The 15,500-nt window shown below is 65.0% G+C and carries 10 protein-coding genes; all 10 read right to left on the bottom strand.

Annotated elements, in window-relative coordinates; all coding sequences use genetic code 11:
• Positions 1–191: 191 nt before the first annotated feature.
• The 10 genes from tagQ to tssK all read right to left on the bottom strand — a co-directional run bounded on the left by tagQ (position 192) and on the right by tssK (position 15,494).
• Positions 192–1,133, bottom strand: coding sequence for a type VI secretion system-associated lipoprotein TagQ (gene tagQ, locus AC3A5O_RS03320; protein ID WP_122567576.1), 942 nt, complete (start codon positions 1,131–1,133; stop codon positions 192–194).
• Positions 1,134–1,218: 85 nt separating this feature from the next.
• Complete coding sequence (locus AC3A5O_RS03315; protein ID WP_436278731.1) at positions 1,219–2,916, bottom strand: formylglycine-generating enzyme family protein; 1,698 nt, start codon at positions 2,914–2,916, stop codon at positions 1,219–1,221.
• Between the two features lie 37 nt (positions 2,917–2,953).
• Entirely contained in the window at positions 2,954–4,150 is a 1,197-nt protein-coding gene (locus AC3A5O_RS03310) for an ABC transporter permease (RefSeq protein WP_122567578.1), read from the bottom strand.
• Complete coding sequence (locus AC3A5O_RS03305) at positions 4,150–4,866, bottom strand: ABC transporter ATP-binding protein (RefSeq protein WP_003206906.1); 717 nt, start codon at positions 4,864–4,866, stop codon at positions 4,150–4,152. Before AC3A5O_RS03305 ends, AC3A5O_RS03310 begins: the two co-directional genes overlap by 1 nt.
• Positions 4,866–7,964, bottom strand: a complete 3,099-nt coding sequence (locus AC3A5O_RS03300) for a protein kinase domain-containing protein (protein ID WP_487752850.1) — start codon at positions 7,962–7,964, stop codon at positions 4,866–4,868. The genes AC3A5O_RS03305 and AC3A5O_RS03300 overlap by 1 nt, the downstream gene beginning before the upstream one ends.
• The gene (locus AC3A5O_RS03295; RefSeq protein ID WP_003206909.1) at positions 7,961–8,692 is read right to left on the bottom strand and encodes a PP2C family protein-serine/threonine phosphatase; all 732 of its coding nucleotides are present in this window, start codon (positions 8,690–8,692) and stop codon (positions 7,961–7,963) included. Before AC3A5O_RS03295 ends, AC3A5O_RS03300 begins: the two co-directional genes overlap by 4 nt.
• Positions 8,693–9,346 (bottom strand): type VI secretion system-associated protein TagF, encoded by a 654-nt coding sequence (tagF, locus tag AC3A5O_RS03290; protein ID WP_122567580.1) that lies wholly within the window; start codon positions 9,344–9,346, stop codon positions 8,693–8,695.
• Positions 9,343–12,843: a type VI secretion system membrane subunit TssM gene (tssM, locus tag AC3A5O_RS03285; protein WP_122567581.1), complete on the bottom strand. Its 3,501-nt coding sequence runs from the start codon at positions 12,841–12,843 to the stop codon at positions 9,343–9,345. Before tssM ends, tagF begins: the two co-directional genes overlap by 4 nt.
• Entirely contained in the window at positions 12,840–14,153 is a 1,314-nt protein-coding gene (locus tag AC3A5O_RS03280) for a DotU family type VI secretion system protein (protein WP_116833752.1), read from the bottom strand. Before AC3A5O_RS03280 ends, tssM begins: the two co-directional genes overlap by 4 nt.
• Before the next feature lie 6 nt (positions 14,154–14,159).
• Positions 14,160–15,494, bottom strand: coding sequence for a type VI secretion system baseplate subunit TssK (gene tssK, locus AC3A5O_RS03275; RefSeq protein WP_487752849.1), 1,335 nt, complete (start codon positions 15,492–15,494; stop codon positions 14,160–14,162).
• Positions 15,495–15,500: the final 6 nt, after the last annotated feature.

Here is a 15,500-nt window from a genome sequence, read left to right as displayed (position 1 = left end):
ACAGGCGGATTGGGGATTGGCGCAGATATTTCAGCCAGCACAAAACAACTGTGGGAGCGAGCTTGCTCGCGATGGCGGTGAGTCAGTCGACATTAATGCCAACTGAACCGACGCTATCGCGAGCAAGCTCGCTCCCACAGGTTTTGTGCACTGATCACTCCCCGAGGGAATGATCAGCCGCAATCACTCAATCAAACATTCGGGCAAGGCACCGGTGCCCAGTCGCCCAGGTCCGGGTTCTTGCACATGCTGTTGACCTGAGAGGTACCAGCGCTGGCAACCTGCTTGCTTTCATCCTGCTTGGCCTTGGCGGTCTGCAGGGTTTTCTCGGTGGTTACCGCTTCTTTCGGAACAGTCGGCAGGTCTTTCTTCTTCGCCGGTTGTACGTTCTTGTTCTTTTTCTTGGTGCTGGTCTGAGCCACAACCGGCGTGGTATCGGCGGTAGCCACGGTCACCACATCAGTACGCTGCACCCCCACTTGCTGCAGGTCTTTCTCGTAAGCCTGGGTGTAGTTGTTCAGGTCTTCGGACGCTTTGCCGTTGACCGCAACAATCAGGTCGTTCGACTCTTTCAGGCCAGCGACGATTTCCGCCAGGCGCTTGCGGCCTTCGGTGTCGTTGACGGTCTTGGCCTTGCGGTCGGCAACCAGTTTGCTGAACGCGTTCTGGTAGCACTGCTGCGACGTCTTGGCGTAGGCAGTGCTGCGGTCGATGTCGGAGACACTTTTGTTGACGTCAGCGGCGTAGGACGCGATGCGTTGGTTGTCATCGGCGATCTGCTTCTGGCGCTCGGTGTAGTAACCGGCGGCACCACCGGCCAGGGCGCCGCCCGCGGCACCGATGGCGGCGTTACGGCCACGGTCTTCCTTATCGGCGGTCAAGACGCCCAGCAATGCACCGCCGACCGCACCAACGGCCGCACCGGTGACAACCGACTTGGTCATGTTGCCTTCGGTGGAGCGCAAGTGCTGCACCGGCTCGTAGCAGTTCGGGTAGTACTCGACCTTGGTGCTCGAAGCAACCTTGGAGGTCGGCGACGTGGCACAGCCGGTCAGTACGGTGCTGAAGCCGACAGCGACCATCAGCAAGTGACGCTTGGAAACCGAAGCAAATGGTTTACGGGAGAAAAGCATAGTTGTGTTCTCGTTTAAGTATTGACCCGCTCAGCGCGGCGCTATCGCCGCCTGAGTCCCTTCCAAGCTCGCTGACAACGAACGCTCAAGACCGCTGAGCGTTCGATGCGAGCAATTCCTTCAATATCGCCGCCGGGTCGGCTCGTTTTTGCTGACGATAATCCCCGACATGACGAACGAATAACGTTGCACGCGCCACCAGGCTCTTGCCCAGTACCGGTTTGCGCTCAAGCTCTTCCTTGATGCGCTGGAACTGCGCCTGGATCACGGCATCGGTGTAACGCGTGCCGGTCGCCAGGTTGTCGATGTAGATCGCCACCGCGCCATCCAGCGCACTGCGGCCATTGTCGATGGCCGTGGCGAACAGCGTGGCGCTGGCCTCGTCCTTGGCGTCCAGCGCGGCTTGCCGGCTGTTCTGCAGATTGGTCAGGCGAATGTTGTAGTTGTTGACGGTCTCGGCCACCAGGGCCGACGACTGGATCAGGTTGCCCGCCGCTTCCTCGCGCTGCTGGGCGATGAGCGAGACGTTGCGCTTGAGCTCTTCGTTGACCAGCCCCAGTTCCGCTTGCAGGCGCGGATCGACGCTGGCGGCGATGATGCTGTCCAGGCGTTTGGTCGGGTCGTCGGCGTCATCGATGGCGTCAGTCAGCGACGCGAGCCGGCCTTCTTTCTGCCATTGAGCGAACAATTCCTTGTAGCGCGAACGCGGCGCCGACAACGCCCCGACGGCCACGCGAAAACCGGTGGTTTCGTTGCTTTGCTCGGTACCATCGGCGGCGAACAACGGGTATTCGCGGCGCATGCCGGTGAACAGCGTGCCCTCGCCTTCCAGGTAGTTGCCGCCCTTGACCACGAAGCCGCCATAAGCGCCCTGGCGGCGACCGGCGTGCACCAACTGGAAGGATTCCTGGACCATCTCGGCAGCGTTGCCCACCACATCGAACAAACCGATAGGGTTCGGCAGCTTGGTGCCGATGGGCATCAGCCGCGCCGCCTGTCCGGTGCCACCGGCGACCTGGTTGAACACCGCCCAGTCGGCCAGCGGCCCGTCGCTTTCACTGCCTTCCAGGCGTCGTGGGAACAGACGTCCTTCCAGGTCCTGGCGGCTCACGGCCTGGCCGCCACGGGCGGCGAATTCCCATTCGACTTCCGTCGGCAAGCGCACGAAACCCAGTCCGCCGTCTTCGGCGGAGGTGCCGCGACCGCTCACCGGCAGCAGGTCCTTGTGGTATTTCATCAGCCAGGCGCTGTACACCGCCGAGAAGCGCTCGGCCTCGAACTTCGACAGTTTCACCTTGGGCAAACGCCCCGCCACGCCTTGGGGCAGATCGGCTTGCAGGGTTTCACAGGCCGGCGCTGGCTCACCGCTGGCCAACGATTGCGCCTGGGCCATGACCTGGGCGTATTGCCGGGCCGTGACCTCGTATTTGCCGATGAAGTACAGCATCGGCTTGAGCGGCGTCTTGGCGTCGGTCTTGGGCATCAACGGCGTGATGGTCTTGTTCCAGTCCTTGGGCAGGTCCTTGAGGGTGAACTGGCCGTTGATGAAGTCGCGCCGGTAGCCGGAAATGAACGATTGTTGATAGCCCGCCTCGCCTTCGCTGAACGGGTAACCGAGGCTGATCTCACGGTCGTCCAAGGTGCCCTGGGCGAGGATGTAGACGTAGCGGAACACCATCTGGCCTTCGCACGGCAGCGGCAGGCTGACGTCGTCGGGCAGCGGCTTGGGGTTGTCCAGCTTGTCCGTGCCTTCATCGGCATGCACTAGACCAACCATGCCCATACTGGCCAGGCTCAGCGCCACGGCGGCGCCCAATAATTTATACATCGCGAATTCCTTCACACGCCTGGATGCGCGCCACCCGCCAGCCGCCGCAAGCCGCCGCGACGGCGCTGACGCCGAGCACGGCCACCAGGGCCAAGGTGTAGTGACGCACCAACAGATGACTGGCGTATTCGCCGGGCATCTGTGCAAATAAATAATTCAGGCCCGACTGCGCCAGGCCATACAGGCCGGCACTCAACAGGGCCGCAAACGTGGCGCTGTAGAGTGCCTGCAACACCACGAACAGCAACAGCGCCGCGGTGGAAACCCCCAGCAGGCGCAACACCGACAGCTCCCGGCGCTTGCGCTCGACCGCCGCCAGGGCCCCGGCGAAGATCGCCGCGAACGCGCCGGCCAGCGCCAACCCGGCAATGATCCAGAACACGATCGACAGATTGCGGCTCAGCGATTGCACTTGTGCGATGGTCTGGGCCTGGGTCGATACCAGCAGGTTCTGCCCGGCGAAATACTGTCGCAGCGGCTCGACATCGCCGAGGCTGCGGGCATACAAACGAAACGCCGGGTAGACCCGTTGCCCGCTCACACCCACCGCATCCCCCGGCCAACCGAACGCGGGCACGGCACGGCCGTCACGGTAATCCTCAGCCGCCTCCAGCAACGCCAACGGTGCAAACAGACCGTCCCGGGCGAAGGCTTCCAAGGGCAGCACGTGCAGCACCTGCACACGGGTGCGCTGCGCCTCGCTGCGACCGGCCACCTGCCGGCCGAAACTGGCCTGCAACCAATCGCCAGCCTTGGCGCCGAGCTTTTCAGCGGCGGTCTGGCTGAGCACCACTTGATCCAAGCCTTGCGGCACCGGCAAATGTTCGAACAAGGGATCGTTGGCGGCGGTGGGAATCATCTCGACCGTGACGGCCGAAGCATCGCTGCTCAAATCCGCCGTCGCGGCGATCTGCCGGGTGCGCGGCAAGGCAAAGGCCACGTCGCCGCGCTGACTTAATTGGTCGATGAATTCGGCACTGAAGCGACCGCCGCCCAAGGGGATGATTTCCCGGGTGGCCGGATCGTTCTGCAAGCGCTCGGTCAGGCTGCTGACCAGGCCGAACTTCAGGCCGAACAGCACCAGCAACGGCGCCACCACCGCCACCAAGGCCAGCACCGAGCAAGCCGACAGCCAGGCATCGTTGCGGTAATCCTGCCAGGCCAGGGAAGCCACCAGCGCGCCGCGCATCAGCAAGCCTCCCCGAGCGTAGCGGTGACGCCACCGTCGACATCGCGACGGCAACTGATGCGCCGCACCTGCAAACCGCTGGCGCGGGCCAGCGCTTCGTCGTGGGTGGCAACCACACAGCAGACGCCGTGCTCGCGGGCCTGGGCCACCAGCAACTGCATGACGCGCTCGGCGTTCAGCGGGTCGAGGGCGGCGGTCGGTTCATCGGCCAGCAGCAGGCGCGGCCCATGGGCCAACGCCCGGGCACAACTGACCCGCTGGCGCTGGCCGACGGATAAGTCCGCCGGTTTCTTGTCCAGTTGATCGGCAATGTCCAACTGCCCAGCCAGGCGCGTCACGCTTGCGTCATCCTTCAAGCCCAGCAATTTGCGCGACAACGCGATGTTGCCGCGCACATCCAGGAAGCCCAACAGGCCGCCGGTTTGCAGAACATAACCCAGGTAACGGCTGCGCAGCTCGGCCAAGGTGCCCTGTTGCGACGCACGCCACAATTTGGCGATGTCCAGCGGCTTGTCGGCCGGCGTGAAGTCGAATTGCCCGGCCTGATCCGGCGCCAACACCAGCGCCAGCAGGTCCAGCAAGGTGCTCTTGCCACAGCCGCTGGGGCCGACCACCGCCAACTGTTCACCGCCGCGCAAATGCAGCCGTGGAATCACCAGGCTGTAGCGTTGGCTGCCGGCGCCCCGGCTTTTGTGCACGGCGTTCAGGGTCAGCATCACGGCAGCGTCGACAACGGAACGCGGTACAAGGCATCACCCGGCTCGGCATCGCCGAAACGCACCCAGTTGGCGAGGTCGTTGTGGAAGGTTTCGTAGAGACGGATTTTCGAATCCAGCTCGTCGATGAAGTCTTCCTGCTCGGCCACGCTCAAGGACAACCACAAGTCCTGGGTCATGTTCAGCGACTTGCTGCGGTACGGCAGCCCTTCGAGGTACTCGCCGAGAATCCCGCCGTCGGCCAGGTTACCGCCCTTGCGCAAAGCCGATGGGTCGCGGCTCATGTAGGCACTGGCGCTGGCGATTTCCTGGAAGAAATCCTTGGGCGAGCTCTGGGTCTTGCGGGCCGCGTCGACGATCAGCTTCAGCGACTGCTGCAGGTCGTTGAGTTGCAGCTTGGTCAGCATCACGCAGACCTGGAACGCCGGCAGCGCCGGGTTGGTCAGGTCGCGGTCGGCGGTCCAGGCGCTGACCAGTTGCGGCGCCTGGCTGGCGGATTTGCGCCCCAGGAAATCCATGTGCATCGCGTAGCCGATCGCGGCCGACTTGTCGGCCAGGCTCGGCGCGGCGCTCAACAGCGGCACGGCTTGCGGCTTGTTGCTGCGCACCTGATGCACCAGGTCGGCGAACACCGAACCGATCTCATCGACGCGCTCGCCGAACTTGCGCACATCGGCGCCCGGCACCGGAATGTACAGGTCGCCGATCTGCGGGTTGGCGTCGGCGGTCAGGATGCGGTACTGGCTCTGGGCGCCGGCATGGGTTTTCTTGCCGGCGTCGCTGAGCAGGTGCAGGGCGTAGATCTTGATCTGCTTGCCCAGCGCCGCCTGGCGCACTTCGGCCTCGTTCATTTGCGTGGCGGCAAACGGATCGTTCTTGCGCAGGGCGCCGGCGTCGGTGACCAACAGGATCAAACGCCCGCCGTAGCCGGACCAGTCCATGCCTTCGACGGCTTCCATGACCCCGGCGAACGCATCTTCGTTGAACGAATGGCTCGACACCGTCGAGGCCTTGACCTGCCGCGCCAGCTCCACGAAGCGTTGCGGGTCGCGGCCCTGCTCCAGGGTGATCAAGGTCTTGGCGACGTATTCCAGCCCCGGGGTTTTCTTGATGCTGCTGCGGAAACCCACCATGCCGAAGCTGACACTGTCCAACTCGCCGCGCTCGGCGATGCGGGTTTGCAGTGCGTGGACCACGTCGCGGACCTGGTCGATGTAGGGCTGCATCGACACCGTAGTGTCCACCACCAGCACCACCGCCGTACGGAACGCGTCGGCATTGGCGGTCGTGATCGGCGTGTTGCCCGCAGCCTTGGGGGTGTTGCCCGGGTCGATGGAGGCCACGTTCAGCAACTGCACCGGCTGGCCGTTCTCATCCATGCTTTCGCGGGAATCGAAGATCGGCAACAGGTAGAACTGGTTCTGCGGTACCGCGCTGGCGGCCGGTTCCAGGGCCAACACTTGCTGCTCTTGCTGGGGGCTCTGCTGGGCCTTGAGCAAGACGTTCTTGGCGGCCGATGGGTTAGCCAGGAGCTTTTCCACTTCGCCAGGCTGACGCAGGAACATCACCGGCGCACGGCCAGAGCGTTCGGTGAACTTGAGCACCAGGCTTTGCTTCCAGTCGCTGACTTGGGTTGCGGGCAACCAGCCGTCGCTGCGCCCGTCGGTGGCCGCGCCGACCCGCACCCAAGCGCTGCCATCCACGTCTTTGCGCTGATACACGTACAACACCGAAAACGCCGGCAGTGCCTTGCCGGGCGCAGCGCCCGGCGCCTCGGCGAGTTTCGCCCCCGGCTTGCTGAGCACGCGCTGGAACAGGGTTTTCTTGCCGGCCATCAGCAGCGGACGCTGGCCGCCGTCGGCCTCGGCCGCCACGGGTGGCTGGGCCGCAGGGGTGACGGGAGGTTTAACCGCTGGCACCTCGGGAGCCTTCGGCCGGGACACCTCGGGAGGCTTGACCGAGGTCGTCGTGGTCACCGGCTTCTTCACCTCTTTCCCATCATCACCGGCCAACCACCAATAACCCGCGCCACCCAACGCCAGCGCCACGGCGACTGCCACGGCGGCCAGGGCGAACACCGGCCCCTTGCGCTGCTCCGACACCGAGGATTGAACCGTCGGTTTTACTGGCGGCGGAACGGGCTTGGGCTGCGGTTGAGGCTGCGGTTGTGAGTAAGCCGGGCCGCTGGGAATGTCGATGGACATGGGCGTCAAGCCCGCCAAGTCATCCACCGGCGGTGGCGTGGTCGGCAGTTGAAACGACAACGGTCGGATCAGCGTCGCCTCCGACGATTCCTCTGGCAGGTTATCCAGCGCCCGCAGCAACGCCGCCGCATCCGGGAAACGCTCCGCCGGATCCTTGGCCAATAGCTTGCGCAGCACATCCTGGTAACGACCATGGTGCACCGGCAACTCCGGCAACGGTTCGGTCAGGTGCGCCAGGGCTGTGGACAGTGCGTCATTGCCGGTATACGGCAGTTTGCCGACGAGGATTTCGTAGAGCACCACGCCCAAGGCGTACAGGTCGGCGCGGCCGTCGATGTCTTGCCCACGGGCCTGTTCCGGGCTCATGTAGCTGGGCGTGCCGACGGCAAAGCCGGCCTGGGTGAATTGGGTGCGGTCGTCCAAGGACTTGGCGATGCCGAAGTCCGAGAGCACCGCCGTGCCATCGGCGCGGAACAGGATGTTGGCCGGCTTGACGTCACGGTGGACCAGGCCCAGTCCGTGGGCATACCCCAGGGCCGAGGCGATCTGGCGAATGTAGGTCAGGCCCTGCTCCGGCGTCAGGCCCGCGGCGATGCGTTCCTTGAGCGTGCCGTTGGGCAGGTATTCCATCGCCATGTAATACAGCTCACCGACGTTGCCGATGTCATGGATGGTGACGGTGTGCGGGTGCGACAAGCGCGCCAGGGTCTTGCCTTCGCGCAGGAAACGTTCGCAGAAGGTCGGGTCGGCGGCCAGGGCGGCGGCCATGACTTTCAATGCCACCTTGCGCTCCAGCGAACGCTGGGTCGCCAGGTACACGCTGGCCATCGCGCCTTCGCCGATCGGCCCTTCGATGTCGTAGCCGGGGATGACAATGTTCAGGGTCAAGCTCATGACGGCACCTTCACGACCACCACGGTGATGTTGTCCGGCGCACCGCGCATCAGGCCCAGGGACACCAGGCTGCTGGCGATTTCGCCGGGCTCGTCGTGGCTCAAGACTTCGCGGATCTCATCATCCTCGACGGTCTTGGTCAGCCCGTCGCTGCACAACAGGTAGCTGTCGCCAGGCACCAGCAGCAGTTCGGTCAGCGCCAGGTTCAGTTGCGCCTCGACGCCGATGGCCCGGGTGACGATGTTGGCTCGTGGATGGACCCGCGCCTCGGCTTCGCTGAGCAGGCCACTGTCCTGCAAGTCCTGGACATAGCTGTGGTCCCGGGAGATGCCTTCGAGTACGCCGTCGCGCAGGCGATACAAACGGCTGTCACCGGCCCACAGGCACATGCCACGCAGGTCCCGGGCGGCCAGCACCACCACGGTGCTGCCCATCATCGTCACGCCACGGTTGGCGGTTTCTTCGCGCACGGCGGCGTTGACCCGCAGCAGGTCGCTTTGCAGCGCCGCAACGTACTCATCCAGTGAACGCCCCACGGCAATGCCGCGCAGGCTGTCGACGATCAGGCTGCTGACGTAGTCGCCCGCCGCGTGCCCGCCCATGCCGTCGGCCACCACCCAGAGGCCGTTTTCCGGCAGGTCCAGGCAGGCGTCTTCGTTGACCTGACGGACCATCCCGACATGGCTCTTGCTTGCAGACTTGATTGCTTTTCCGGCACTTGGACGCATCTACACAACACCTTCTTGGCCGAGCAAAAATTGCGCAAAATCAGCGGCTGCCGGCAATCCCTGGCAGCGCATCAAACCCGGGGCAATGCGCTCCGATCCCTGGCCCCACCACAAGCTCACGCCTTCGCAGGCCGCTTCGGCCAGAGCGCTCATGCGCCGCTGCGGGTCGGTGGCATCGAAGCGATGCAGGCTGGCGAAACGGCTGCTTGGCGTGCGCGGCAAATACATCGGGCTGCCGAGGGTTTCCAGCTGTTCGTTGAACGCCTCGAAACTGGCCTCCACGCTCAACGTGCTCAGCAACAGGTTCTCCACCCGCTCGAACCACTCGTCCGCACCGCCCACCACCGACGCCGGGTCCGCGTCGGGCTCCAGCAGCACCGCGACGGTCAACGGAAAATAACGGCCGACCCGGTCGATGCTCGGCATCACCACCCCAACGGCGGCGTCCGGGCCACACACACCGGGCGCGACCATGAAGCGCCACAGCGGGCTGACCAGATAGGCATCCAGCCAGCGCTCGCCGAGGCTGCTCTGACTGGCGAGCAAACCCGCCGCCAACCACGAATCCCACGGACCGATAAACCCCTGGGGCAAACCACGGCTGACAAAGTCCCCGCGGCTGGCCAACTTGCCGTAGAAGCCCGGCGTACTCATAGCCGCTCCGGCAGGCTGAAGCCGCTGAGCACCCGGCTCTTGAACGGGTTGAAGGCGCTGTTGGCCCGCAATTCGTAAGAGGCGCTGGCACCATCGACCCGCAGCCGCAGGTTGAAGCGGTCCGGCGAGTTGCCGGCGGTCAGGTCCGATTGCTCCAGCAGCCGGAACCAGGCCCACGGCCCATCCAGGGTGATGCCGGAGCGACCGCTGGACGACGGCGGCATGATCGAGATCCGCACCACGCCGATGCTGCCCGGGTTCGGCCATTGCATGGCGGTCGGCCGGCTCGGGCCGTGGTCGTAGCTCAGTTGCTGGCCGTCGAGGTCGAGCAGGAACTGGGTGATGGTCGAGTCCATCGCCACCGGTTTGAGTTCGAAGCGCACCATCGGCTGGGTGCCGCCGGAACGGAAGAACGCATCGCGGATGGTCGCCGCGCGCTGGAAGGTCTGCAGCACGCCAGGGGCGATGCCGAGCTTCTGCGCCGCGCCCGGTTGCCAGCGCCAGGTCGGGGTCGAGGTGTCGACGTAGGGTTGCAGGTACTTGCGGAAGTAGTTGTCCATCACCCCGCCGACGCCGAAGAACTGGCCAAAGTCATCCAGGGTCGCGTCCCGCGCACTGCCCGGCGACATCGGATAGCGCCCGGCCAGGGACTGACGATAGATGTTCACCACTTCGCTGGTCCAGGCGGCGTTCAGTTGGTTGCGCACCCCGCCCATCATGCTGTTGGTGGTGGAGTTGACCACCGACTTGACCAGGCCCTGCACCAGCGGCGGCTGGCGTTCGGCGTTGAGGCTGACCCGAGTGGCAGCGGCCGAGGCCTGGTTCTTGGCCTCGCCGAGCAAGGCGTCGCCGCTGGCACCGACCATGGCGCTGACCTGCACGTACAAAGCGTTCATGTCCGCCAGCAAGCCATCGATGGCCGCCGGCTCGCCTTCGCTTTTGCTGACGATGCTGTTGAGCTCGGCGAAGTGCGCGGTGATCGGGTCATCGCTCGCCGCCGGCGCGTTGGGCGTCGCCTGCTCCTGGCCGAGCAAGCTGCCCAGGCGCTCCTTGAGTTTGTCCACACCGCCTTCCACCGGTGTACCTTGGGCGGCCAGCAGGCGTTCATCCTGTTGCAGGTCGGTTTCCTTCGCCACCGCCACCAGCAGTTTTTTCAACGGCGAGGTCGGGCCGGAAATCACCCGCAGCACGTCGGCGGCCTGGGCCACGCTGGTGATCGGCACAAAGTCGATGTCGGCCAGCAAGGCGTCCCATTGGCGCAGATAATCCTGGAAGTACAGGCGACGCACATCGGCGGCCAGGCTGGCGACGTTCTGCTGATCGGCCTCTTCGTGGCCCAGTACCCATTGCTCTTCGGCCAGGGTACCGGTCTGGCTCAGGCTGGTGAGCAAGAAGCCCTGGCGGTAGCCCTTGACGGTGAAGAACCCGCTCAGCGGCTCGCCCAACGGCTTGCCGCTCTTGCGGCTGAACACCAGCGCCGCGTCACGCCCGGCGGCTTCGTTGATGCGGAAGTCCGGGATGCCTTCGGGCAGTTTCTGGCGCTTGATCCGGTCATACACTCGTTGGGCTACCGGCAATTGCTGCAACTGGCGGCGCAGGTCTTCGACCAGGCGCGTGTCGAGGCGCGCCAGCGGCGGACGCCGCTCGAACAGTGCCTGCAAATGCGCGGTCAAGGCTTGGCGTTGCTCGGCTGGCAAGTCCCGCGGCAGGCTGCGATCCCAATCCAGGGCGATCCAGGCCTTGATGAAATCGGCATCGTAATGCTCGGTGTCGGCGAGCATCAGGTAGGCCTTCAAGCCTTCGTAGAGGAAATCCGAATTGCCGCCGCTGTGCAGTTGCTCTTCGATGCGTGTCAGCAGGCGTGGCGCAAACACCGCGATCAGCAGCTTGCGGTAGACGCTGCCGGACTCGGCTTCGAGCATGTCACCCTGATACAGGCCCAGGCCTTCGGCCCAGCTCGGGGCGTCGTCGGCCAGGTGCTTCACGGCGTTAAGCAGCGGCAACACCGCGAGCACATCCCGTTGCGCCGGGCTGAGGTTCTGCACCGTCTGGCCCAATGGCGCGACCTTCTGATCGACCTGGGCGATGTAGGCCTGGTTAGCGCGGTAGCTGACCCACCACAGCGTGCTGACCACCAACACCAGCACCACCGTGGAAGCCAGTACACCCCGGGCGATCCATTTGCGCCGACGCTCGACTTTCGGGTCGACGCCCACCAGCCCGCGCTCGGCGAAGGCCACGGCGGTGAAGAGTTTTTCGATGAAGTAGCTGCGCCCGGTGCCGGTCTGGCGCGCCAGGTGCTGACGGTCCAGGTTCATGCTCTGGGCCATGGAGCCGATCAAGCGGTCGATCGGGCTGCCTTCCTGGGTGCCGCTGGTGAAATACACACCGCGCAGCAACACGCGCTCTTCGAAGGCGTTGGGTTTGAACACGCCTTCGAGGAAGCTTTGCAGACAATCTTTCAAGGCGCCGAACTGCTGCGGGAAGCCGTAGATCAGATCACGGCGCGCCGGGTCGCGCTCTTGTTGCAAGCGCTCCACCAAACGGTCGTTGAGGCGCTGCTCCAGGCCGGTGAATTCGCTTTGCAGGTGCGCCAGCGGGCTGTCGTTGCTCTTGCCATCGTCCAGGGCAAAGGTCATGCCCCAGACCTGGGCGCGCTCTTCCTTGCTCAGGGTATCGAAATACTCCATGAACCCCGGCACGAGGTCGAGCTTGGTCAGCATCAGGTAGATCGGGAAACGCACGCCCAGTTGGGTGTACAGCTCCTGGATGCGCAAGCGAATTGCCGCGGCATGGGCGGCGCGCTCGGCGTCGCTGCCCAGCAGCAGGTCGGACAGGCTGATGGCAATGAAGGCACCGTCAATCGGGCGTCGGGCCCGTTGTTTTTTCAACAGGCCAAGAAAGCCCAGCCACGCGGCCTTGTCGATGGTCGCGTCGCTGTCCTGGGTGGTGTAGCGGCCAGCGGTGTCGAGCAGGACCGCCTGGTCGGTGAACCACCAATCGCAATTGCGCGTACCGCCCACGCCGCGCACGGCACCGGCACCCAGTTGCGCGGCCAGCGGGAAATGCAGCCCGGAGTTGACCAGCGCGGTGGTCTTGCCCGAACCCGGCGGGCCGATGATCACGTACCACGGCAGCTCGTAGAGGTTACGGCGCTCGTCACCGCCAAGCTTGGCTTTCTTGAGCAGGGCCAAGGCTTCGTCCATGCGCTGGCGCAGGGTTTCGAGCTCTTCGGCTGTGGCGATGCTGGTGGGGTCGGGTGGGGTTTGCGCGGCCAGGCTGCGCATCACTTCGGCGGCCTGCCGGCGCGCCTGGATGATGCGGAACACCCGGTAGGCGATCCACACCGCGAACACCAGAATGATCAAGGCCCAGCGGCGGCCTTCAGGCACCAGCCAATCGAGCAGCGGGCCCACGAACCAGATGATCAGGCTCAGGGCGATCAGCCCCAGCAATGGAATGACCCAGCGGGTCATAAAACTGAAAAACGCCTTCACTCGACCCCCTCCGCCAATACTGTGATTTCAACCCGACGATTGCGCGCACGCCCCTCTGGGGTGGCGTTGGACGCCAACGGCTCGGTGTCGCTGCGGCCTTCGGCGCTGAAGCGCTCGGGCTGGCCGGTCTTGGCCGACAGAATTTGCAGCACCGATTGGGCCCGCGCTTCGGACAGCGCCCAGTTGGACGGGAACCGGAGGGTGGCGATCGGCCGATTGTCGCTGTGCCCGGTCACCAGGACCTGGCCCTTGACCTTGCGCACCGCATCGGCGATGCGCAGCATCAGCGGCTGGAAATCGTCCTTGATGCTGGCGCTGCCCGAGGCGAACAGTTCATCGCCGCGGATGGTCACCACCGAGCGGTCGACGGCGTCTTCCACCGCAATGCGGTTGGCGCGGATTTCATCGGCGAGGAAGCCGGCCAGACGTGGGCGCTCGACCACTTTCGGCTGCACCACAGGGCGGTCGATGGTCTGCACCGGGATTTCACCGAGGAAATGAATGTTCTTGAACACCGGCTCGGCATCGGAGGCCAGTTTCATGCGCAGGCCGAACAGCAACGCCAGCAGCAGGGCCGCGCCGATAGCCACGGCGATCCATGGCGGCATGAACTGGGCCAACCGGTCGCGGGCCACGGTGACACCGCGCCAGTGCGGCGACAGCTCGCGCTCGTAGTCGCCCCGGGCGCTGCGAATCACACCAGCGGTGCGCTCACGCAAGGCTTCCAATTGGCTGCGACCGTCGTTCATTACCCGGTAGCGCCCCTCGAAACCGAGGCACATGCACAGGTACAAAAGCTCCAGCAGATACAGGCGCTCGCGGGGGCTTTGCAGGCAATGCTCCAGCAGCTGGAACACCTTCTCGCCGCCCCAGGCTTCGTTGTGCACGGTGATCAGCAGGCTTTGCTTGCCCCAGTCGCTGGTGCCGCCCCACGGGGTGCTCAACACCGCTTCGTCCAGCGCGGTGCACAAGGCGTAGCGGGCCAGCAACACATCGTTGCGCACCACACCGGCGGCCTCGGCGCGCTCTTCGAACTGGCGCAGATAGGCCAGCAGCTGTGCGCGCAAACTGGCCGGCGCCGGGTGGGCGATGGTGTTGCGCAGGCGCGTCAGCAGCGCCAGCAGCGGGCCGGCGGCGCTTTCCAACGGGTTGAGGCCCTCGGCCTTGCCGGTCAGGACCGGCGCGGCCGGCATCGACAGCGGCGCAGGCTGTGGACGACCCGGGTCCGGACGGCCAGGGTCCGGGCGAAATGGATCGGCGCCACGGCCACCGGGCGTCGGCATGAATTGGGTACGATCGTCGTTGCTCATCGCGGTTTATCCTCGGATCGCCCAGAAAGCCAGGTTCAGTCCTGGGAACTGGCCGGCGATGTGGAACGCAAAGCCGCCGGAGTTGCTCAACTGCTGCCAGTGGTCGCTGCCCCGGTCGAGTTCGTAGTAGGTGGAACCGGCGTGGTACGGCAGCTGCCGTGGCGCCACCGGCAACGGCAGCAGGCCGATGCCCGGCAGTTGCAGGTTGACCAGGTCGCGGATGTGCTCCACCGAACCGACCTTGCTCTGCTGTCCGAAGCGGCTGCGCAGGGTTTCGGCCGGCACATCGGCACGCACCACCAGAATGAAACTGGCGCTGTCGAGCAAGGTCTTGTCGGCGAGCATCGCCACGTGGATGCCGTAGGCTTTCTCGACAATCGGAATCGGCGTCGCCTTGCTGTCGATCAGCATCGACAGGGCTTCGCGCAGGGCCTGCATCACCGGCGCGTAGCTGAGCGCCAGGTCATCGTGCTGGTACGGCGGGTATTGCTGCGGTCGTCGCCCGGAGGCGGTGAACGTGGAAAACTCCCCGGCCAGGCTCACCAGTTCGCTGTAGAAGCGCTCGGGGTGCAGCGGGCTCAACTGGCTCAGGTGCTGGACCAGCGGCTGAGCGCGGTTGACCAGTTGCAACAGCATGAAATCGGCGATCTCCGAGGCGCCACCGGCACCGGACGCCACCACCCGCCCGGCCAAGGCTTCACCGCGTTGATGCAGCAGGCCCAGCAGTTCACTGCGAAACGCCGCCAGCGGTTTGGAAGCGATGACATCCAGCAGCGGCGGGATGTAGGCGTCGTCGAGCACCAAGGCACGGTCAGCACGTTTTTCCTTGATGCGCACCACACCGATGGCGGCGTAGTCGCCGATGCCATCCTGCTCGGTCAACAACCGCAGGGCCCGGGAGCCGAGGGCCACTGGCGCACGGTTCTCGAACGGCGCGTTGTCGTCGCGCACTTCGCACACCTGGCTCACATACCGCGCAGCACCGAGGTCTTCGCCTTCATCCACAGTGTCACGGGCGCCGGCACGCTTGAGCGGCAAGGCCAGGTACACCAGGCCGTCACGCAGGTTGTCATCGACGTTCAGCGGTGTGGGCGCCAGGTCATCCTGGGGAATGTTGAAGGGCGTACCGTCCGGCAGCAGGCCCCGCGCCGAGATGATCGCCAGCTTGCCCTGGGCCAGCAGGCCCTGGTCGATCAGCAGTTCGGAAAAACCCCAGGCGCCGGCCGACAATGGGCGGCTGCGTGCGTCGATGAGGTTTTCCAGGTAGCGGTCGTGCTGTTGGAAGTGCTGCGTTCCAATGAACATGCCTTCCGACCAGACCACGCGATTGTTCCAGGACATGGGGGC

The organism is Pseudomonas sp. Soil_N_39, from assembly GCF_057655955.1.
Note: the sequence above shows the minus strand (reverse complement) of the source record. Positions and strands in the feature narration are given on the sequence as shown.